The 21,478-nt window shown below is 72.9% G+C and carries 19 protein-coding genes and 1 rRNA gene; 19 read left to right on the top strand and 1 reads right to left on the bottom strand.

All coding sequences use genetic code 11. The features are described 5' to 3' along the window. The first annotated feature begins 1 nt into the window (after position 1). The 16 genes from pheT to LV78_RS39020 all read left to right on the top strand — a co-directional run bounded on the left by pheT (position 2) and on the right by LV78_RS39020 (position 17,025). Positions 2-2,479, top strand: coding sequence for a phenylalanine--tRNA ligase subunit beta (gene pheT / locus LV78_RS39095; protein ID WP_253851258.1), 2,478 nt, complete (start codon positions 2-4; stop codon positions 2,477-2,479). 310 nt (positions 2,480-2,789) lie between these two features. Continuing rightward, positions 2,790-3,287 carry a hypothetical protein gene (locus LV78_RS39090; RefSeq protein WP_253851256.1) on the top strand — a complete coding sequence of 166 codons (498 nt, stop codon included), beginning with the start codon at positions 2,790-2,792 and terminating at the stop codon, positions 3,285-3,287. 87 nt (positions 3,288-3,374) lie between these two features. Beyond that, the gene (sthA, locus tag LV78_RS39085) at positions 3,375-4,790 is read left to right on the top strand and encodes a Si-specific NAD(P)(+) transhydrogenase (protein ID WP_253851254.1); all 1,416 of its coding nucleotides are present in this window, start codon (positions 3,375-3,377) and stop codon (positions 4,788-4,790) included. Positions 4,791-4,863: 73 nt separating this feature from the next. Then, entirely contained in the window at positions 4,864-5,340 is a 477-nt protein-coding gene (locus LV78_RS39080) for a hypothetical protein (RefSeq protein ID WP_253851253.1), read from the top strand. Continuing rightward, on the top strand, positions 5,334-5,567 hold the full coding sequence (locus tag LV78_RS39075; protein WP_253851252.1) for a helix-turn-helix transcriptional regulator: 234 nt from the start codon (positions 5,334-5,336) through the stop codon (positions 5,565-5,567). The genes LV78_RS39080 and LV78_RS39075 overlap by 7 nt, the downstream gene beginning before the upstream one ends. A gap of 48 nt (positions 5,568-5,615) precedes the next feature. After that, a complete protein-coding gene (locus tag LV78_RS39070; protein WP_253851251.1) occupies positions 5,616-5,957 on the top strand; it encodes a hypothetical protein in 342 nt (113 codons plus the stop codon). A 790-nt stretch (positions 5,958-6,747) separates the two neighbouring features. Further along, entirely contained in the window at positions 6,748-7,695 is a 948-nt protein-coding gene (locus tag LV78_RS39065) for an NAD(P)-dependent alcohol dehydrogenase (protein WP_253851248.1), read from the top strand. A 58-nt stretch (positions 7,696-7,753) separates the two neighbouring features. Beyond that, positions 7,754-8,776 (top strand): N-acetyl-gamma-glutamyl-phosphate reductase, encoded by a 1,023-nt coding sequence (argC, locus tag LV78_RS39060; protein WP_253851247.1) that lies wholly within the window; start codon positions 7,754-7,756, stop codon positions 8,774-8,776. Beyond that, the gene (gene argJ, locus LV78_RS39055; protein ID WP_253851246.1) at positions 8,773-9,945 is read left to right on the top strand and encodes a bifunctional glutamate N-acetyltransferase/amino-acid acetyltransferase ArgJ; all 1,173 of its coding nucleotides are present in this window, start codon (positions 8,773-8,775) and stop codon (positions 9,943-9,945) included. The genes argC and argJ overlap by 4 nt, the downstream gene beginning before the upstream one ends. Then, positions 9,942-10,844, top strand: a complete 903-nt coding sequence (gene argB, locus LV78_RS39050; protein ID WP_253851244.1) for an acetylglutamate kinase — start codon at positions 9,942-9,944, stop codon at positions 10,842-10,844. The genes argJ and argB overlap by 4 nt, the downstream gene beginning before the upstream one ends. Then, positions 10,841-12,004, top strand: coding sequence for an acetylornithine transaminase (locus LV78_RS39045; RefSeq protein ID WP_253851242.1), 1,164 nt, complete (start codon positions 10,841-10,843; stop codon positions 12,002-12,004). Before argB ends, LV78_RS39045 begins: the two co-directional genes overlap by 4 nt. Positions 12,005-12,008: 4 nt before the next feature. Beyond that, on the top strand, positions 12,009-12,941 hold the full coding sequence (argF, locus tag LV78_RS39040; protein WP_253851240.1) for an ornithine carbamoyltransferase: 933 nt from the start codon (positions 12,009-12,011) through the stop codon (positions 12,939-12,941). Further along, positions 12,938-13,435, top strand: coding sequence for an arginine repressor (locus tag LV78_RS39035; protein WP_253851238.1), 498 nt, complete (start codon positions 12,938-12,940; stop codon positions 13,433-13,435). Before argF ends, LV78_RS39035 begins: the two co-directional genes overlap by 4 nt. A 555-nt stretch (positions 13,436-13,990) precedes the next feature. Further along, on the top strand, positions 13,991-14,926 hold the full coding sequence (locus tag LV78_RS39030) for an argininosuccinate synthase domain-containing protein (protein ID WP_253851236.1): 936 nt from the start codon (positions 13,991-13,993) through the stop codon (positions 14,924-14,926). 142 nt (positions 14,927-15,068) lie between these two features. Further along, positions 15,069-16,412, top strand: a complete 1,344-nt coding sequence (gene argH, locus LV78_RS39025; RefSeq protein WP_253851295.1) for an argininosuccinate lyase — start codon at positions 15,069-15,071, stop codon at positions 16,410-16,412. Then, entirely contained in the window at positions 16,396-17,025 is a 630-nt protein-coding gene (locus tag LV78_RS39020; protein WP_253851235.1) for a DNA-3-methyladenine glycosylase, read from the top strand. Before argH ends, LV78_RS39020 begins: the two co-directional genes overlap by 17 nt. Positions 17,026-17,055: 30 nt before the next feature. On the opposite strand, the gene LV78_RS39015 is transcribed toward LV78_RS39020, so the two are convergent. Continuing rightward, positions 17,056-17,577: an EF-hand domain-containing protein gene (locus LV78_RS39015; protein ID WP_253851233.1), complete on the bottom strand. Its 522-nt coding sequence runs from the start codon at positions 17,575-17,577 to the stop codon at positions 17,056-17,058. A 108-nt stretch (positions 17,578-17,685) separates the two neighbouring features. Here LV78_RS39015 and LV78_RS39010 point away from each other — a divergent pair, with 108 nt between their 5' ends. The 3 genes from LV78_RS39010 to LV78_RS39000 all read left to right on the top strand — a co-directional run. Beyond that, positions 17,686-19,428 (top strand): DUF6461 domain-containing protein, encoded by a 1,743-nt coding sequence (locus tag LV78_RS39010; RefSeq protein WP_253851231.1) that lies wholly within the window; start codon positions 17,686-17,688, stop codon positions 19,426-19,428. A gap of 43 nt (positions 19,429-19,471) precedes the next feature. Next, positions 19,472-20,746, top strand: coding sequence for a tyrosine--tRNA ligase (tyrS, locus tag LV78_RS39005; RefSeq protein WP_253851230.1), 1,275 nt, complete (start codon positions 19,472-19,474; stop codon positions 20,744-20,746). Positions 20,747-21,340: 594 nt separating this feature from the next. Further along, positions 21,341-21,478, top strand: a 16S ribosomal RNA gene (locus LV78_RS39000); the annotation flags it as partial.

Genomic DNA, 21,478 nt, shown 5'->3' with positions numbered 1-21,478 from the left:
GGTGCGCATCCCGGTTACCTGGCTGGTCGAGCACCTGGAGTTCGACCAGACCCCCACGCCGGACCAGCTCGCCGAGGCGTTCACTCGAGTGGGCATCGAGGTCGAGGAGACCACCGGGCTCGGCCCGGTCACCGGACCGCTCGTCGCGGGCCGCGTGGTCGAGATCGAGGAGCTGACCGAGTTCAAGAAGCCGATCCGGTTCTGCCGGGTCGAGGTCGGTCCCGACCAGGTCAACGGCATCGTGTGCGGCGCGCGCAACTTCGTCGAGGGCGACACCGTCGTGGTGGCGCTGCCCGGCGCGGTGCTGCCCGGCGACTTCCGCATCGCCGCCCGCAAGACCTACGGCCGCACCAGCGAGGGCATGATCTGCTCCGCCCGCGAGCTGGGCCTCGGCGACGAGCACGCGGGCATCCTCGTGCTGCCCAGCGGCACCGCCCAGCCCGGTGACGACGCGCACGAGCTGCTCGGCCTTGGCGACACCGTCATCGAGGTCGCGCCCACCCCGGACCGGGGCTACGCGTTCTCGGTGCGCGGACTGGCCCGCGAGATCGCCTGCGCGTTCGAGGCCCCGTTCGGCGACCCCGGCCTGGCCGAGGTGCCCGAGGCCGAGGGCGACGTGTGGCCGGTGCGGGTCGACGACGCCACCGCGTGCTCGCGCTTCGCCGCCCGCCGCGTCACCGGCGTGGACCCGACCGCGCCCACCCCGTGGTGGATGCGGCGCAGGCTCATGCTGGCGGGCATCCGCTCCATCTCGCTGCCGGTCGACGTCACCAACTACGTGATGCTCGAACTGGGCCAGCCGCTGCACGCCTTCGACGCCTCCGCCGTCAAGGGCGGGCTCGTGGTGCGCCGCGCGGCGGCGGGGGAGAAGCTGACCACGCTCGACGACGTCGTGCGGGCGCTCGACCCCGACGACATCGTCATCGCCGACGACAGCGGCGTGCTGTCGCTGGCGGGCGTCATGGGCGGCGCGAGCACCGAGGTGCGCGACAGCAGCTCCGACATCCTGCTCGAAGCCGCGGTGTGGGACCCGAAGTCCATCGCCCGCACCGTGCGCCGCCACAAGCTGCCCAGCGAGGCGGCCAAGCGGTACGAGCGGACCGTCGACCCGGCGCTGGCCCCGGTGGCGCTGGAGCGCGCCGCGCGGCTGCTGCACCTGTTCGGCGAGGGCTCCATCCAGCCCGGCCGCACGGACGTCGGCACGCCCGAGCTGCCCGCCGCCGTGTCCATGCCGATCGACCTGCCCGACCGGGTCGCGGGCGTGCCCTACGCGCGCGGCGTCACGGCCCGCAGGCTCGGCCAGATCGGCTGCCGCGTCGAGGTCAGCACGGACGACGCGGGCCACACCGTGGTCACCGCCGTGCCGCCGACCTGGCGCGCCGACCTGACCCAGCCCGCCGACCTGGTGGAGGAGGTGCTCCGGCTGGAGGGCTACGACAGCATCCCGTCGGTGCTGCCGCCCGTCCCGGCCGGTCGCGGCCTGACCGAGCAGCAGCGGCGCCGCCGCTCGGTCTCCCGCGCGCTGGCCGAGCACGGCCTGGTCGAGGTCAAGCCGTTCCCGTTCCTCTCGCCCGCCGTGTTCGACGCGCTCGGGCTGCCCGAGGACGACGTGCGGCGCACCACGACCACGGTGCTCAACCCGCTGGAGTCGGACAAGAACGCGCTGGCCACCACCCTGGTGCCGGGCCTGCTGGACGCGCTGCAGCGCAACCTGGCGCGCGGCCAGAAGGACGTGGCGCTGTACGCGGTGGCCCAGGTGACGCTGCCGCGCGCGCAGCAGGGCGCCATGCCCGAGGTCGGCGTGGGGCAGCGGCCCACCGGCGAGCAGGTCGGGGCGCTGCTGGCGGCGCTGCCGCAGCAGCCGGTGCACGTGGCGGCCGTGCTGTGCGGCAACCGCGAGCTGCCCGGCTGGTGGGGCGCGGGCCGTCAGGCGGACTGGGCGGACGCGGTCGAGGTCGCGCGCCTGGTCGGGCAGGCCTACGGCGTGCGGATCAGCGCGGTGGCCTCGGACCTGGCGCCGTGGCACCCCGGCCGGTGCGCCGAGCTGCGCGTGGGCGACTTCCCGGTCGGCCACGCCGGTGAGCTGCACCCGAAGGTCGTGGAGGCGCTCGGGCTGCCCAAGCGGACCGTCGCGGTCGAGCTGGACCTGGACGCGCTGCCGCTGAGCGAGCACCGCCCGGCCCCGGTCGTCTCGCCCTACCCGCCGGTGCTGCTCGACGTGGCCGTCGTGGTCGACGCCGACGTGCCCGCCGCGCGGGTCGCCGAGGCGCTGCGGGCGGGCGGCGGCGAGCTGCTGGAGGACATCCGGCTGTTCGACGACTACCGGGGCGAGCGGGTCGGCGAGGGCAAGCGCTCGCTGGCGTACGCGCTCCGGTTCCGGGCGACCGACCGCACGCTGACCGTGGAGGAGGCGACGGCGGCGCGTGACGCGGCCGTGGCCGCTGCGGCCGACAGCGTGGGCGCGGTGCTCCGGGCGTGAACCCGAGAACCCCGGACCCGCAACTCTGCGGGTCCGGGGTTCACCTTTTAGGGTGAATCCTTTGTGTGGCGCGATAGCGAGAACGCGCAGTTCAGAGGTGTGGGAACGGGTTCATAAGGGGGTGGAAAACCCTGCTTTTCAGGGACCCCCCGTGCTTGCGCGGCAGTTGAACGTTCTCCAAGATTGGCCTCGCCGGTCCACCGGGCCGAAGGCGAAGCGATGAACCACCGGGCGTGTCTGGTCGCCGGTCCGATGGGGAGCTAGCGGCGAACCCACCGCCTGGGCAGCAGTCCTACCGTGGAGTTGCACCATGCGAAACCTCGGTCCGCGGGGGGAAGTCGCGGTCGCGCTGAGCATCCTCGGCGCAGGCGCGGCCGTGGTCGTGTCCATGCACCTGACCTGGCCGGAGCCCGAAGTGCCGGTGGTGTCCTACTCGATCAGCGGCGGCGAGGCCGGGGTCGGTGACCTGGAGCCGTTCGGGATCGACGACGTGTCCGGGGCCTCGGTCGAGCTGACCCCCGGCGCGCAGGGCTCCCGCACGGTGCGGCTGTCCAACCCGAACGACGTCGACATCATGGTCGTGTCGCTCCAGGCGCAGCCGGGCGAGCCGGTCGACGAGGGGCGCAACCCGGTCGACGGGTGCGGGGCCGACGTGCTGACCGTGGACCCGATGGACCAGCCGGTCATCATCCCGCCGGAGGGGTCGGTGGACGTCGCGATGGTCGTGCGGATCGCGGGCGACATCCCGCCCGCCTGCCAGGACCTGGTGTTCCCGCTGACCTACTCCGGGCGCGCGACCAGGGGCTGAGCGGCTCAGCTGAAGGGTTCGTGAAGGGCGCGTCACGACTGCCCCGACCAGCCCGCCCGGACGGGTGATCTGTGTAACGCTGGCCCGATGAGCAGCGAGTACGACTACGACCTGGTCGTCATCGGGTCCGGCCCCGGCGGGCAGAAGGCGGCGATCGCGGGCGCGAAGCTCGGCAAGCGGGTCGCCATCGTGGACAAGGCCGACATGGTCGGCGGCGTGTGCGTCAACACCGGCACGATCCCCTCCAAGACCCTGCGCGAAGCGGTCATGTACCTGACCGGCATGAGCCAGCGCGAGCTGTACGGCGCCAGCTACCGGGTCAAGGAGGACATCACCATCTCCGACCTGCTCGCGCGCACCCAGCACGTCATCGGGCACGAGGTGCAGGTCGTGCGGGCGCAGCTGCACCGCAACCAGGTCGACCTGCTCACCGGCACCGGCTCGTTCACCGGTCCGCACAGCGTGGCGGTCGAGGGGACGCACCGGGGCGAGCACCGGGTGATCAGCGGCGAGAAGATCGTGATCGCCACCGGGACCAGGCCCGCGCGCCCGTCCCAGGTGGACTTCGACGAGGCGCGGGTGCTGGACTCGGACGAGGTGCTCCAGCTCGACACCATCCCGTCCTCGCTGGTCGTGGTGGGCGCGGGCGTCATCGGGATCGAGTACGCCTCGATGTTCGCCGCGCTCGGCAGCCGGGTCACGGTCGTGGAGCAGCGGGAGCGGATGCTCGACTTCTGCGACTCGGAGATCGTCGAGTCGCTGAAGTTCCACCTGCGGGACCTGGCGGTGACCTTCCGGTTCGGCGAGAAGGTCGTGGACGTGTCGGTGTCCGAGCAGGGCACGGTCACCACGCTGGCCAGCGGCAAGCGCATCGCGGCCGAGGCCGTCATGTACTCGGCGGGGCGGCAGGGCTGCACCGAGTCGCTGAACCTGGAGGCCGCGGGCCTGGAGGCCGACCACCGGGGGCGGCTGTCGGTGGACGGGAACTACCGGACGTCGGTCGAGCACATCTACGCGGTCGGCGACGTCATCGGGTTCCCGGCGCTGGCCGCGACCTCGATGGACCAGGGCAGGCTGGCGGCCTACCACGCGTTCGGGGAGACCGCGAACGAGCTGTCGGGGCTCCAGCCGATCGGGATCTACACCATCCCGGAGATCTCCTACTGCGGCGCGACCGAGGCGGAGCTGACCTCGTCGTCGGTGCCGTACGAGGTGGGGCTGGCCCGGTACCGGGAGCTGGCGCGCGGCCAGATCGTGGGTGACGCGTACGGGATGCTCAAGCTGCTGGTGTCCACGCAGGACCGCAAGCTGCTGGGCGTGCACCTGTTCGGCACCGGGGCGACGGACCTGGTCCACATCGGGCAGGCGGTCATGGCGTGCGGCGGGACGGTGGACTACCTGGTCGACACGGTCTTCAACTACCCGACGCTGTCGGAGGCGTACAAGGTCGCGGCGCTGGACGCGACCAACAAGATCCGGGCGCTGGGCCGCTTCGGCGGGTGATCCTTTCCCTCGCGAGACCGGGCACCGTGTGAAAGATGTTTGACACGGTGTCCGGTCTTCTTTACATTGGCCGATGTCAGCTTTGTTCGACATCGGAGGTGGGGAGATGCGGGTCGGGGAGATGTCGTTCCACGAGAAGCGCACCTGGATAGCGGCCCTGTCCGCGCTGGTCGGGTACGCCGCGTACGCGGTCGTCGTGCTCGGCCGCGCGGGCGGCGGCCCGCTGTCGGGCGTGGCCTACCAGTGGCCGCTGGTGTGGTCCACGGTGCTGTCGGTGGTGGTCACGGTCGCCCTCGTCGTCGTGGTCTCCGCGCTCGCGCCGAAGGAGGCGGGCGCGGAGGACGAGCGGGACCGGGACATCAACCGGTTCGGCGAGCACGTCGGGCAGGGCTTCGTCGCACTGGGGGCGGTGGCCGCCCTGGCGCTGGCGCTGCTGGACGTCGGGGGCTTCTGGATCGCCAACGCCGTCTACCTGGCGCTCGTGCTCTCCGCCGTGGTCGGCGCGGCGGCGAAGCTGGTCGCGTACCGCAGGGGGGTCCACGGGTGGTGAAGCCCACGAGCGTCACCAACTCCATCCGCTCACTCCGCTTCGCCCGCGACGGGATGACCCAGGCCGACCTGGCGGAGCGGGTCGGGGTCACCAGGCAGACCGTGATCGCGATCGAGCAGGGCCGCTACTCGCCTTCGCTGGAGATGGCCTTCCGGATCGCGCGGGTCTTCGAGGTCCCGCTGGACGACGTCTTCCACTACCCGGAGGCGGACGTGGGGGAGGAGTGAGCTGCGCTTCGGGGATCAGCTCGGAATGAGCTGGCGTGTCGGCTTCGCGTGGGGCGTGGGGCGTACCGGGATCGGCTGCCCACCGCGCTGCTCGACACCTCGGGCGCGACGCGCTGGCGACGGTTGCCCCAGTGGCACGAGGCCGGGGTGTGGCGGCGGTCGTGCGAACGGCTGCTCGCGGAGCTGCGCGCGGCCGGTCTGCCGGACCTGTCGGCCGCGCTGGTCGACTCCGCCCCCCCTGCACCACCTGATCACCGACGCCACCGGCATCCCCTGGCCGTGACGCTGACCGGCGGCAACCGCAACGACGTCACCCAACTGATCCAGCTGATCGACGCCGTGTCGCCGATTCAGGGCGTGGTCGGGCAAGCCCGCACGCCGCGTCGCTGACCACGGCCCCGGTCCTGGCGAGGTCCGCTGGCCGGTCGAACGCACCTTCGCCCGGATCAAGGGATTCCGTCGACACCCCGTCCTTGGATCGTGCGACAGCGTTCTCGCCCGACCGGCACCCACGACGAACCCACGCCCCGGTCCTCGTTGTTCCGGACCGATGCCGACCACCCCCACGCCTGTCTCCGGCGGGGTTCGCGGCACCTTCCGCCTGATCGCCGTCCGCAGATCCGCGCAACGAACCTGAGTGCTCGAACAGCAGCTTGGAACCCGTCCCGGTGAGGCGTCGACTCCGGTCGCCTACTCGCCGACCGGGACGGCCTGCCCTTGGTCGTCGTGGTGTCCGGGGTCAGCATCGGTGACAACCAGGCATTGATCCCCACTCCCGCCGGAACGGGCGATTCCTGCGGAACATGCGAATCACGCCACGCCCGCATCGGCAAGGACTGCCCGCTTCACTCGAACCGCCCTCATCGCCCACTCCGCTCGAATCAGCCGTGCCATTTGGACTGCTCGAATCAGCCGTGCCATTTGGACTGCTCGAATCAGCCGGGCCGTTCGGACTGCTCGGATCGGTTGGGCTGCTCGGGCCGGTTCGGTCGGTTCGACCGCCGTGGGGCGATGGTGTGCCCCGGTGCCCTCCCGGCTGGCTGCTGCCTCCTTGCCGGCTGCTGCCGTCTGGCCGGGCGACCGCCCCGACCGCGCCGGGCGCGTGGCTTCGGCGGTGGCGCTGACCTGCTGCAAGAACCTGATCACAACGACCACGTGAGCCATGTCCCGAGGAGGAGCAGTGAGAGCTGTCGTGCAGGACGCCTACGGCATCGCGGGGGTGCTCCGGGTGGACGAGGTCCCCGAGCCGGAACCGGCCGAGGGGGAGGTGGTGGTCCGGGTGCGCGCGGCAGGCGTCGACCAAGGCGTGCGGCACCTGGTCACCGGTGAGCCAGGGGTGGTGCGGGTGGCCACCGGGCTGCGGCGGCCGAGGAACCGGGTGCCGGGGGCTGACCTGGCCGGGGTGGTCGAGCGGGTTGGCGTCGGGGTGCGGGGGTTCGACGTCGGGGACGAGGTGTTCGGGGTGGGGCGTGGCGCGTTCGCCGAGCTGGCGTGCGCGTTGGCCGACCGGATCGTGCGCAAGCCCGCGTCGTTGACGTTCGCGCAGGCCGCCGTGCTGCCCGTCTCGGGGATCACCGCGTTGCAGGCCGTGCGGGGGCGGGTGGGGGAGCGGGTGCTCGTGCTCGGCGCGTCCGGTGGGGTCGGGGCCTACGCCGTGCAGCTCGCCAAGGCGCTCGGGGCTCGGGTGACCGGGGTGTGCTCCGGCGCCAAGGCCGAGTTCGTGCGCTCGCTGGGCGCCGACGAGGTCGTCGACCACCGCGAGGCCGAGCCGACCGGGCGGTACGACCTGGTCGTGGACACCGGTGGCAGACGACCGCTGCGCGTCCTGCGCCGCCTGCTCACCCCGCGCGGCGCGCTGGTCGTCGTCGGCGGGGAGGGCGGTGGCGCCTGGTTCGGCGGGCTCCAGCGGCAGCTCGGGGCACTGCTGCTCAACCCGCTGGTCCGGCACAGCCTGACCTGCCCCGTCTCGCTCGTCGGCGCCGACGACCTCCACCGGCTCGTCGACTTCGTGGAGCGCGGGCAGCTGCGCGTCCCGCTGGACCGGGCCTACCCGCTGGACCGCGCCGAGGACGCGTTGCTGCGGCTTTCCGGGGGACGTGTACTGGGCAAGGTGGCGGTCACCGTGTGACAGTGGTGTGACCCGAACCCCTTTGAGTGACTTTGCACAGTCGTGCATACTTATCCGCATGACGGTTCGGATCGCGGTCGCGGGAGCCAGCGGGTACGCCGGGGGCGAGCTGCTCCGGCTGCTCCTCGCACACCCCGAGGTGGAGATCGGCGCGCTCACGGCGGGCGGCAACGCGGGAGCCCCGCTGCTGGCGCACCAGCCGCACCTGCTCCCGCTCGCCGACCGGGTCCTGGAGGAGACCACGCCCGAGGTCCTCGCGGACCACGACGTGGTGTTCCTCGCCCTGCCGCACGGGCACTCCGCAGCACTGGCCGCCCAGCTCGGCGACGACGTGCTCGTCGTGGACTGCGGCGCCGACCACCGGCTCACCGACGCCGCCGCCTGGCAGCGCTGGTACGGCGGCGAGCACGCGGGCAGCTGGCCCTACGGCCTGCCCGAGCTGCCCGGCCACCGCGAGGCGCTGCGCGGCGCGAAGCGGATCGCCGTCCCCGGCTGCTACCCGACGGTCTCCTCGCTCGCGCTGGCCCCCGCGATCGGCCTGGTCGAGCCCGAGGTCACCGTGGTCGCGGTGTCCGGCACGTCCGGCGCGGGCAAGGCGCCCAAGGCGAACCTGCTCGGCTCCGAGGTCATGGGCTCGCTGTCCGCGTACGGCGTCGGCGGCGCGCACCGGCACACCCCGGAGATCACCCAGAACCTCAGCGCCGTCGCGGGCCACCCGGTGAAGGTCTCCTTCACCCCGGTGCTGGCCCCGCTGCCGCGCGGCATCCTCGCGACCTGCTCCGCGACCCTCGCGGACGGCGTCACCGCCGAGCAGGCCAGGGACGCGTACCAGGCCGCCTACGCGGACGAGCCGTTCGTCCACCTGCTGCCCGAGGGCCACTGGCCCACCACCGGCGCCGTGCTCGGCTCCAACGCCGTGCAGCTCCAGGTCACCACCGACCCCGACCTGAACCGACTGGTCGTCGTCGCCGCCATCGACAACCTCGCGAAGGGCACCGCGGGCGCCGCGGTGCAGTGCGCGAACCTCGCCCTCGGCCTGCCGGAGACCACCGGCCTGTCCACCATCGGAGTCGCACCATGATCCGCACCCAGGGCGTCACCGGCCCCCAGGGCTTCCGCGCCGCAGGTGTCGCCGCGGGCATCAAGGAGTCCGGCGCGCTCGACCTGGCGCTGGTCGTCAACGACGGCCCGAACGACGCCGCCGCCGCGGTGTTCACCACCAACCAGGTCAAGGCCGCCCCGGTCCTGTGGTCCCAGCAGGTGATCAAGGAGCGCAGGCTGACCGCCGTCGTCCTCAACTCCGGCGGCGCCAACGCCTGCACCGGACCCGAGGGCTTCCAGGACACCCACGCCACCGCCGAGAAGGTCGGCGAGGCGCTGGCCACCGGCGCGGGCGAGGTCGCGGTCTGCTCCACCGGCCTCATCGGCGAGCGGCTGCCCATGGACAAGCTGCTGCCCGGCGTCGACGCCGCCGTCGCCGAGCTGGCGGGCACCGAGGCCGCCGGTCTCGCCGCGGCCACCGCCGTCATGACCACCGACAGCCACCCCAAGCAGTCCTGGGCGCGCCACCCCGACGGCTGGTCCGTCGGCGGCTTCGTCAAGGGCGCGGGGATGCTCGCCCCGAACATGGCCACCATGCTGTCGGTCATCACCACCGACGCCGCCGTCACCGGCGACGCGCTCGACGCGGCCCTGCGGCACGCCGTGAGCAGGACGTTCGACCGGCTCGACGTCGACGGCGGCACCTCCACCAACGACACGGTGATCGTGCTGTCCTCCGGCGCGTCCGGGACCGAGCCCGACGTGGACGACTTCGCCGAGCTGCTCACCGCCGTCGCGGGCGACCTGGTCAAGCAGCTCCAGGGCGACGCCGAGGGCGCGACCAAGGAGATCAGCGTGACCGTCGTCGGCGCGCGCACCGAGGCCGACGCGGTCACCGTGGGCAAGACCGTCGCCGAGGACAACCTGGTCAAGACCGCCCTGTTCGGCTCCGACCCCAACTGGGGCCGGATCGCGATGGCCGTCGGCCGCTCCGCCGCCGAGGTCGACCCGGACCGGCTGGGCATCACCATCAACGGCGTCACCCTGTTCGCCGACGGGCACAAGGCCGCCGACCGCGCCGAGGCCGACCTGTCCGGCCGGGACATCTCCATCGTGGTCGAGCTGGGTCTTGGCGAGGGCTCGGCGACCGTGCTCACCACGGACCTGTCCCACGGCTACGTCGAAGAGAACAGCGCGTACTCGTCATGACCACACCCGCGCAGCGGCACGGCCTGGAGAAGGCGGGCGTCCTGATCGAGGCGCTGCCGTGGCTGCGGCGCTTCCAGGGCGCCACCGTCGTGGTCAAGTACGGCGGCAACGCCATGATCGACGACGACCTCAAGCGCGCGTTCGCCCAGGACGTCGTCTTCCTCAAGCTCGCCGGACTTCACCCGGTCGTGGTGCACGGCGGCGGGCCCCAGATCGCCGCGATGCTCGGTAAAATGGGTATCGACAGCGAGTTCCGCGGGGGTCTTCGCGTCACCACGCCCGAGGCCATGGACGTCGTCCGCATGGTCCTGGTCGGCCAGGTGCAGCGCGAGCTCGTCGGCCTGCTCAACGAGCACGGCCCCTACGCGGTCGGCCTGTCCGGGGAGGACGCCCACCTGCTCACCGCCGAGCGGCGCGGCGCCGTCGTCGACGGCGAGCACGTCGACCTGGGTCTCGTCGGAGACATCGTCGCGGTCAACCCCGACGCGGTGCTCGACATCATCCGCGCAGGTCGCATCCCGGTCATCTCCACGGTGGCCCCGGACGCGGCGGGCGTGGTGCACAACGTCAACGCGGACACCGCCGCGGGCGCCGTCGCCGTGGGCCTGAAGGCCCGCAAGCTCGTCGTCCTCACCGACGTCGAGGGCCTGTACGCGGACTGGCCCGACCGCGACTCCCTGGTCGCCCGCATCGGAGCCGACCGGCTGGAGGCGCTGCTGCCCTCGCTGGACAGCGGCATGGTGCCCAAGATGGAGGCGTGCCTGCGCGCCGTGCGCGGGGGCGTGCCGCAGGCGCACGTCATCGACGGCAGGCTCGCCCACTCGCTGCTGCTGGAGGTCTTCACCTCCGAGGGCGTCGGGACGATGGTGACCGAACACGAGGAGGGGAACGGCGAATGAGCGACCAGCAGCGCTGGCAGGCCGTGATGATGGACAACTACGGCACGCCCGCCCTCGCCCTGGAGCGCGGCGAGGGCGCGTTCGTGTGGGACACCGACGGCAACCGCTACCTGGACCTGGTCAGCGGCATCGCCGTCAACGCCCTCGGGCACGCCCACCCGGCCGTGGTCGCCGCCGTCACCGAGCAGATCGGCAAGCTCGGCCACACCTCGAACCTGTACCTCAACCGCCCCTCGCTCGACCTCGCCGAGCGCCTGCTCGACCTGGCCGGGCTGCACGGCGACGGCCGCGTGCTGTTCTGCAACTCCGGCGCCGAGGCCAACGAGGCCGCGCTCAAGCTCAGCCGCCGCACCGGCCGCACCAAGGTCGTCGCCACCACCGGCGGCTTCCACGGCCGAACCATGGGCGCGCTCGCGCTAACCGGCCAGCCCGGCAAGCGCACCCCGTTCGAGCCGCTCGTCCCCGGCGTCGAGCACGTCCCGTTCGGCGACGTCGCGGCGCTCGAAGCGGCGATCGACGACGACACCGCCGCGTTCTTCGTCGAGCCGGTCCAGGGCGAGAACGGCGTGGTCGTGCCCCCGGAGGGCTACCTCCAGGAGGCCCGCCGCATCACCGCCGAGCACGGCGCGCTGCTCGTCGTGGACGAGGTGCAGACCGGCGTCGGCCGGCTCGGCTCCTGGTTCGCCTTCCAGCAGGCCGGGATCGTCCCCGACGTCGTCACCCTCGCCAAGGGCCTCGGCGGCGGCCTGCCGCTCGGCGCGTGCCTCGCGTTCGGCCCGGCCAAGGACCTGTTCCAGCCCGGCCAGCACGGCACCACCTTCGGCGGCAACCCGGTGTGCTGCGCCGCCGCGCTCGCCGTGCTCGACACCATCGCCGCCGACGGCCTGCTGGAGCACGCCTCCTCGGTCGGCAAGGGCATCGCCGCGGGCATCGAGGCGCTGAACCACCCGCTCGTGGCCGGGGTGCGCGGCGCGGGCCTGCTGCTGGGCGTGCTGCTGCGCGAACCGGTGTCGGCCGCCGCGGCCGCCGCCGCCAAGCGGGCGGGCTACCTGGTCAACCCCGTCCAGCCCGACGTCATCCGGTTGGCGCCGCCGCTGGTGCTCGACGAGGTCGACGCCCACCGGCTGGTGGCCGACCTCCCGTCCTGTCTGGAGTCCTGAACGCATGTCCCCCCGCCACTTCCTCCGCGACGACGACCTCACACCGCAGGAGCAGGCCGAGGTCCTCGACCTCGCCGACGAGCTCAAGGCCGACCCGATCGGCCCCAAGCCGCTCGCGGGCCCCAAGTCCGTCGCGGTGATCTTCGAGAAGAACTCCACCCGCACCCGGCTCTCGTTCGAGGTGGGCATCGCCCAGCTCGGCGGCAACCCGGTCATCGTGGACGGCCGCTCCATGCAGCTCGGCCGCGAGGAGACCATCGAGGACACCTCCCGCATCCTGTCCGGTTACGTCGACGCCGTCGTGTGGCGCACCTTCGCGCAGAAGCGCATCGAAGCGATGGCGTCGGTGTCCCGCGTGCCCGTGGTCAACGCGCTCACCGACGAGTTCCACCCCTGCCAGGTGCTCGCCGACCTGCAGACCGTGCGGCGCGTCCACGGCCGCCTCGCCGGCCTCACCATCACCTACCTGGGCGACGGCGCCAACAACATGGCGAACTCGACCCTGCTCGGCGGCGTCACCGCCGGGATGCACGTGCGCGTCGCCGCCCCCGAGGCGTTCCAGCCCGCGCCGTGGGTGCTGGAGGACGCGCGCAGGCGCGCGGCCGAGACCGGCGGTTCGGTCGAGGTGATCACCGACCCGCGCGCGGCCGTCGACGGCGCGGACGTGCTGGTCACCGACACCTGGACGTCCATGGGCCAGGAGAACGACGGCCGCGACCGCACCCGCCCGTTCACCCCGTACCAGGTGAACGCGGGCCTGCTCGCCGCCACCGGCGTGCCCGGCACCACGGTGCTGCACTGCCTGCCCGCGCACCGGGGCTGGGAGATCACCGACGAGGTCATCGACGGCCCGTCCAGCGCGGTGTGGGAGGAGGCCGAGAACCGGCTGCACGCCCAGAAGGCGCTCCTGGTCTGGTTGCTCGGGCGACCGTCGTGAGCAGAACCGCCCGGCAGGCCCGCATCGTGGAGCTGGTCAGCCAGAACGCGGTGCGCAGCCAGGCGGAGCTCGCCAAGATCCTCGGCGCCGAGGGCGTCGACGTCACCCAGGCCACGCTGTCGCGCGACCTGGACGAGCTGGGCGCGGTCAAGCTGCGCGGCCCCGACGGGGGAGCGCCGGTGTACGTCATCCCCGAGGACGGCAGCCCCGTGCGCGGCGTCCAGGGCGGCACCACCCGGCTCACCAGGGTCCTGGAGGAGCTGCTGGTGTCGGTCGACCACTCCGGCAACCTCGCCGTGCTGCGCACCCCGCCGGGGGCGGCGCAGTTCCTGGCCAGCGCGCTGGACCGGGCGGCGCTGCACGACATCGTCGGCACCATCGCGGGGGACGACACCATCCTGGTGGTCGCCCGCGAGCCGCTCAGCGGCGCCGACCTGGCCGCGAAGGTGACGGCGCTGGCGGAGCAGCGGACGGCGGGCGACGCAGGGGTGTAAGGCGGCTCGCCTCCGGCGGGGCGTGCCTCCGGCGGGCGTGCTTCTGGCTGTGGGTGCCTTTGGCGGGCTTGCCTCTGACGGATGTGCTTCTCGAGGGCTTGCCTCTGGTGGGCGTGCCTTGGGCGGGTGCGATTCCGGGGAACGTGCCTCGGGATCGCGAGCGCACCTGCCGCCCGGCGGGAGTGTTCAGGTGTTTGTGTATTCGGGCGCTCTGAACTGCCAACTGTTGTCTGTCAACAGTTGGCAGAGTCGTGGCACAGGCACTTCGCAGTCCGCCGCTCGACAGGGTGGCGAGTGAGCCGCAGTGGCCCGCGCGTCCTGGCCGTTGCTTGCTCGGCGGGCCGTGTGGTCCTGAGCAAGCGGGTCATCGTCCGCTGACCGGGTAGTGCGCAAGCGGCCCACCACCCGGTGCCCACCCCAAGAGCCCGGCCCTAAGGACCACCACCCGATGCTCGCCCCCCGGCCCGCCCCAACCCGGCGCCCCACCACCCGGAGGTGAGCCGGAATTCCCACCAAGCCCGCCACCCGGCGGGTCCCGTTCGTGCAGGAGGGCCCGTGCTGACCGCTGTCGCCTTCTCCGGAGGCCCGGCCTCCACCGCCGCGCTGCGCGCGCTCACCGGCCCGGTCGCCGCCGTCGTGGTCGACCTCGGCCAGGGCAGCGGCGAGGTGGCCCGCGCGGTCCGCGCAGCGCTCGCGGCGGGCGCGGCCGACGCCGTCGTCGTGGACGCCCGCGACGCGTTCGCCGACGAGCACTGCCTGCCCGCCCTGCGCGCCAACGCGCCGCACGCCGACCCCCGCCCGCTCGGCCCCGCCCTCGCCCACGCGGCGCTCGCCACCCACCTGGTCCCGGCCGCCGAGCGCCTCGGCGCCACCCGGATCGCGCACGGCCGTCCCGGCAGCCACCTGGCCGTCCACCTGGCCGCGCTCGCCCCCGACGCCCTCGTCCCGAGCCCCCGCGCGCCCCTGGCCTGCTCGTCCACCGGCCCGACGTCCCTCTGGGACCGTCCGGGAGCGACCCCGCCCGACCAGGTCGAGCTGACCGTCACCTTCGACCGGGGCGTCCCCGTCGCGCTCGACGGCGAGACCCACACCGCCCGCCAAGCCCTCCAGGAGCTGACCCGCCGCACCGGAACCCCCGGCGCCCGCGTCCTCACCACCGCGCACCGCGCGCTGGAGCAGCTCACCCTCGACCCGGACGCGCTGCGCCGCAAGCGCCTGGTCGAGCGCTGCTGGACGCAGCTCGTGCTCGCGGGCGGCTGGTCCACCCCGTCGCGCCGCGACCTCGACGCCGAGCTCGCGGCCACCGGGCGCCACGTCACCGGCCGCGTCACCCTGCGCCTGGGCGACGGCCCCGCCGTGGTGACCGCCCGCGCGGACGACCCGCCGGTGTCCCGGCGGGCATCCACCGGGCAGCGGTGCAGAATGGCACCCGACCGGAGCGCGCCCACCGGGAGCGCGCCCGCCGAAGTCCACGCCGGGACCGCCCGCTGAGGCGCGTCCCACCCGGCGCCGGCCACCCCGGCGCCAGCACCACCAGTGCCCAGCGGCACTGCCACGAACACCGGCTGTGAGGGAGTTGTTCCAGGTGAGCGCGTTGTGGGGCGGCAGGTTCGCCAGCGGGCCGGCCGAAGCGATGGCACTGCTGTCGGCGTCCACGCACTTCGACTGGCGGCTGGCCCCGTACGACATCAGGGGCTCCCGCGCCCACGCCGCCGTGCTGCACCGCGCCGGGCTGCTCAGCGACGACGAGCTGACCCGGATGCACGCCGCGCTCGACGTGCTGGCCGCCGACGTCGAGTCCGGGGCGTTCGTCCCGACCCTCGCCGACGAGGACGTCCACACCGCCCTGGAGCGCGGCCTCATCGAGCGCGCGGGCGCCGAGCTGGGCGGCAAGCTCCGCGCGGGCCGCTCGCGCAACGACCAGGTCGCCACCCTGTTCCGGATGTGGCTGCGCGACGCCGCCCGCCGCGTCACCACCGGCGTCCTGGACGTCGTCGACGCCCTCGCGGGCCAGGCCGACCGGCACCCCGGCGCGGTCATGCCCGGCCGCACCCACCTGCAGTCCGCGCAGCCCGTGCTGCTGGCCCACCACCTGCTCGCGCACGGCCAGGCCCTGCTGCGCGACGTCGACCGCCTCGCCGACTGGGACCGCCGCACCGCCGTGTCCCCCTACGGCTCCGGCGCGCTCGCGGGCTCCTCGCTGGGCCTCGACCCGGCCATGGTCGCCGCCGACCTCGGCTTCGACGGCCCCGTCGAGAACTCCATCGACGGCACCGCCTCCCGCGACTTCGCCGCAGAGATCGCGTTCGTGCTCGCCATGATCGGCGTCAACCTCTCCCGCATCGCGGAGGAGGTCATCATCTGGACCACCGCCGAGTTCCGCTTCGCCGTGCTCGACGACGCCTGGTCCACCGGCAGCTCGATCATGCCGCAGAAGAAGAACCCCGACGTGGCCGAGCTGACCAGGGGCAAGTCCGGCAGGCTCATCGGCAACCTGACCGGTCTGCTCGCCACCCTCAAGGCCCAGCCGCTGGCCTACAACCGGGACCTGCAGGAGGACAAGGAGCCCCTGTTCGACTCGGTCGAGCAGCTGGAGCTGCTGCTCCCCGCCCTCACCGGCATGATCGCCACCCTGCGCTTCGACACCGACCGCATGGCCGAGCTGGCGCCCGCCGGGTTCACCCTGGCCACCGACATCGCCGAGTGGCTGGTCCGCGAGGGCGTGCCGTTCCGCATCGCCCACGAGGCGGCGGGCGAGTGCGTGCGCGCCGCCGAGAACCGGGGCGTCGGGCTGGACGAGCTGACCGACGACGAGTTCGCCGCCATCTCCCCCCACCTCACCCCCGAGGTGCGCTCGGTGCTCACCGTCGAGGGCTCCATCGCCTCGCGCGACGCCCACGGCGGCACCGCGCCGGTCCGGGTCGCCGAGCAGCTGAAGAGGCTGCGGGACAAGGTCTCCGTTGCCCGCTCCCGCTGAGCCCGCGCGCAGGCAGCTGACCGAGCGGGAGCTGGCGGTCGACCCGGTCGACGCCGCCAAGCTCCTGCTCGGCGTGGTCCTGGAGAGCACCACCGACGAGGGCGTGGTCGGCGTGCGGATCGTCGAGGTCGAGGCCTACCGGGGCGGTGACGACCCCGCGTCGCACTGCTACCGGGGGCGCACCCCGCGCAACGACGTCATGTTCGGCCCGGCCGGTCACCTGTACGTGTACTTCGTGTACGGGATGCACTTCTGCTGCAACGTCGTCTCGCTCACCGACGGCGTGCCGGGGGCCGTGCTGATCAGGGCGGGCGAGGTGGTGTCCGGGATCGAGCTGGCCCGCGCCCGCAGGCCCGCCGCCCGCACCGACGCCGAGCTGGCCAAGGGCCCCGCCCGGCTCACCGGCGTGCTCGGTCTCGACCGCGCCCACAACGGCGTCGACCTCACCTCGGCCGACTCGACCGTGCGGCTCTACGCGGGGGAGCCGGTGGAGACCGTCCGCACCGGACCGCGCGTGGGCGTGGCCGTCGCGGTGGACGTCCCCTGGCGCTTCTGGGTCGACTCGCCCGCCGTCAGCGCGTACCGGAAGGGCGGGCGCACGCGGGTCCGCTGATCCCGCGCGCGCCCGCCCCGGCCGGGTCCGTCAGATCAGCCCGAACGCGTTGTTCGCGGGCGCGTCCGGGTCGTCGCCCGCCCAGAACTCCACCCAGTGCCGCGCGAACTCCGACTTGGACAGCTCCCCGTCGCCGTTGAGGTCCAGCAGCGCGAACACCTCGTCGGTCGACGCGTCGTTGCCCGTCCAGGCGTGGATCATCGTCGCGTACTCCTGCGCGGTGATCGACCCGTTGCCGTCCAGGTCCACGGCCGCGAACATCGCCTCGGCGGTCGACACCACCAGGTCCACCATCAGCATCTGGTCGCCCGCCGCCGTGATCACCTCGTCCAGCGTGACCTCGTCGTCGTCGTTGTGGTCCGACGCCTCGCGCAGCACCGTCCACCACCGGTCCATGGTCGAGCGCAGCACCTCGGCGTCCGCGTCCCGGCTGACCGCGAGCCACCGCTTCGTGAGCGCGTCGAAGTCGGCCTTCTCCAGCTTGCCGTCCCCGTTGGCGTCCATCGCGCCGAAGACCGCGGACATCTTCCGCTTCTGCAGATCACTCGCCATGCCCGTCAACCTGGACCACGCGGCGTCGCGGTGCAATTGACCATCAGTGCGAAGTCTGGCCGCCAGGAGTGAACCGATCAGTGACGGTGCGTAGTGCAAGATGGCCACATGGGTGAGATCGACGCCTTAGCCACCGCCATCGCCGCCGACGTCGCCAGACTGCGCCCCCTGATCCCGACCGGACCCGCCGCGACCCTGGGTCGCCTGCGCCAGGCCCCACCGCGCGAGTCCGCCCCGTTCCCCCGGAGCCGCGCCGCCCTCGCCATGAGCCTGGACGGCTCGTGGGAGAGCGCGGAGCAGGCGCTCCCCGCCCTCGCCCCGGCCCTGGACACCCTCACCACCACCGTCCCACCCGGACTGCGCGCCGACGTCCTGCCACCGCCCACGGGCCCGTTCACGACGATCACCTTCATGGGCGCGGGCCCGGCGGAGCAGGGGTTCGCGGACGTCGAAGCCGTCCACCGGGGCGCGACCGACGTCATCGCCGACCTCACCGCCACCCTCGCCGCGCACCCCGCGCTCGCCGACGCCCTGGCCGGACCGGGCTCCGGCGACGAGGAGACCGTCTCCGCCCACCACGGCGCCGCGCACCTCGCGCTCGGCGTCGCGGTCGCCGCCGCGGTGCTGCGCCGCCTGATCCCGAGCTCGGGCCACCCGGCGGCCGTCGCGGCCGGTGCCGCCGCCGCAGCCCTGCTGATCCCGACCCTCCCGGAACCCGACGGCTACGCCGAGGCCGCGCTGGAGGCCCACCGCGCCGAGTACCCGGAACGCCTGAACGCGGGGGTGAGCGCGACCACCACCCGGTGCCGCTTCACCATCGTCGAGCAGCCGCTCCCCGCCGACGCCGATCCGGACTTCTCGGGCAACGGCCTGGTCACCGAGGTGGACGGCGGAATCGCCATCCGCACCGGCGTCGCGGACGGACGCGTCTCCGTGAGCTTCCGCGCCCAGCGCGAACCCGCCACCCCGGACGTCCGCCACGCCGACGAGGTCGCGGAGGTCAGCTGGACCGCTCCCCGTGGTGGAGCCACGCTCGACGGCGCGCCCCTGCCCGACCTGCGCTGGATGCCCGCCAGGATGCGCCCCTTCCACGCGCAGCCCGTCGTGGAGACCCCGCCCTGGCCCGGCGACTACCGCGCCCTCGTGGAGGCCAGCAGCCGCGACGGCGACGAGACCGAGCACTACTCGATCACCGTCTGGCCCGCGCCCCGCGCGCCCCAGGTCGTCCACAAGCGCACCGACCGCCTCGGCCACCGCCTGCGCGGCGAACCCGAGCCCGACCGCCCCACCCCGCCCTGGGCGCACCACCGCTGGGTCGAGGACAGCGACCTGGCCCAGGCCAGCACCGTCACCGTCGTCACCGGGACCACCCGCGAGCGCCTGCTCACCGCCCTCGGCAGCAGCTCGCCCCCGGTCGGCCCCGCCGAGCGGGAGCGCGTCCGCGCCGAGGCCGACCACCGGGTGCTCATCCCGTGGATCGCCTTCGCCGAGGTCGCCGACGGCGTGTTCGCCCTCTGGGAGGACAACGGCCACCAGTGCGCCGCCCCCTCGCTCCTCGCCCGGCTGTCCGGGCACGGCCGCGCCGCGAGCATGTTCTGGACCGTCGGCGCCCTGACCACCCTGTCCTTCGCCGAGCGCGGTCGGGTGCTGATCTCGTTCGAGCCGTTCAGCGTCCCGGACGGCTGCCCCGACGAGGTCCGCGCGCTGCTCGACGGCCTGGACGTCACCGACCACCGCCACCGGGCGGCCAAGGGCCTCACCGCCGTCGAGCGCTTCACCGGCCACGGCTACTCGCCCGCCGACCACGCCGCCGTCCTCGCCACCGCCGCCTTCCACCGGGTGGGGGAGTGATGCCGGTCAAAACCGGTGGACCGCGTGGGCGACAATGGTCCGCGTGAGTGAGCACATCCTCGACGAGCTGACCTGGCGCGGCCTGATCGCGCAGTCCACCGACCTCGACGCCCTGCGCAAGGACCTCGACTCGGGGCCGCTCACCCTCTATTGCGGCTTCGACCCGAGCGCCCCGAGCCTGCACGCGGGCAACCTCGTCCCCCTGCTGATGCTCCGCCGCTTCCAGAAGGCCGGTCACCGGCCGGTCATCCTCGCGGGCGGCGCCACCGGCATGATCGGCGACCCGCGCGACACGGCCGAGCGCCAGCTCAACCCGGTGGACACCGTCTCCGAGTGGGTCGGGCGGATCAAGGGGCAGCTGGAGCGGTTCGTCGAGTTCGACGACAGCCCCACCGGGGCGATCGTGGTCAACAACCTGGACTGGACCGGCCCGATGCCGGTGCTGGAGTTCCTGCGCGACGTCGGCAAGCACTTCTCGGTCAACGTCATGCTCGCCCGCGAGACGGTCAAGCGCCGGCTGGCCAGCGACGGCATGTCGTTCACCGAGTTCAGCTACCTGCTGCTCCAGTCGCACGACTACCTGCGCCTGCACCGCGACCACGGCGTCGCGCTGCAGATCGGCGGCTCCGACCAGTGGGGCAACCTCGTCGGCGGCGTCGACCTCATCCGCAAGGTCGAGGGGCGCACCGTGCACGCGATGACCGCGCCGCTGGTGACCGACTCCGAGGGCCGGAAGTTCGGCAAGTCCACCGGTGGCGGGAACGTGTGGCTCGACCCGTCGATGACCTCGCCGTACGCCTGGTACCAGTACTTCGTGAACGTCGGCGACGCCGAGGTCATCCACTACCTGCGGCTGTTCAGCTTCCTGTCCCGCGAGGAGATCGCGGAGCTGGAGGAGCAGATGCAGAGCGCCCCGCACCTGCGGGCGGCGCAGCGCAAGCTGGCCGAGCTGTTCACCGACCTGGTGCACGGGCAGCACGAGCGGGAGCAGGTCGTCGCGGCCAGCCAGGCGCTGTTCGGCCGGGGCGAGCTGCGGGAGCTGGACCTGTCGACGCTCGACGCGGCCATGGCCGAGGTGCCGTCCGGCGAGGTCGCCCTCGCGGACAAGCCCACGATCGTGGACCTGCTGGTGACCTCCGGGCTCGCCGACAGCAGGGGCGCGGCGCGGCGCGCGGTCAAGGAGGGCGGCGCCTACGTGAACAACGCGAAGGTGACCGACGAGGAGTGGGTGCCCTCCGAGGAGGACCTGCTGCACGGGACCTGGCTGGTCGTCCGGCGCGGCAAGCGGAACACCGCGGGCGTGAAGGTCCAGCGCTGATCCGGTCCGCAGGCCGCTGACCTGCTCTTACTTCGTTCACCGAGGCCGCCGTCCCCGCTAGGGACGGCGGCCTCCGTCATCTTTTAGTGTGATCGCGGTCACACTGTTGTGGTCGCGGTGGGTCGGATAGCGTGTCGGTAGGCCTGCCGCAGGCCGCTTGACCTGCGGTTTGGTGCTGCTGCACTGGCCTGCGCCCCCGATTTGACCTCGAGTTCGGGTGCGTGTAACTTTCTCTCTGCCAGCGCGGAACGGGCCGGGAAACACCGGAACGGAGCGCGGCGGAAGACCAGGGTCACGAACCAAGCTCCCAGATCGTGTGGTAGAGTGGGTGACCTGCGAAACGGAAGACCCAGCCCGGCCTCTTCTTGAGGTGCTGCGGCCAAGGGCGTCTGGTTTCAAGCACAAACGTAGAATGAAGCACTAGCCTCGGATCGGGCCGCGCTTGCGGAACGTGATGGTGTGCGCGTGTTCTTTGAGAACTCAACAGCGTGCCGAATAGCCAGTAAATTATGATCCTCGTCAAGAGGATTCCTTTGAGATTGTTACTGGACAACTGACATTTTGTCAGTGTTGTCCGAGCGATCAACTCATTCATTATTGGAGAGTTTGATCCTGGCTCAGGACGAACGCTGGCGGCGTGCTTAACACATGCAAGTCGAGCGGTAAGGCCCTTCGGGGTACACGAGCGGCGAACGGGTGAGTAACACGTGGGTAACCTGCCCTGTACTCTGG

Source organism: Actinosynnema pretiosum, from assembly GCF_024171695.1.
GTDB lineage: Bacteria > Actinomycetota > Actinomycetes > Mycobacteriales > Pseudonocardiaceae > Actinosynnema > Actinosynnema pretiosum.
Note: the sequence above shows the minus strand (reverse complement) of the source record. Positions and strands in the feature narration are given on the sequence as shown.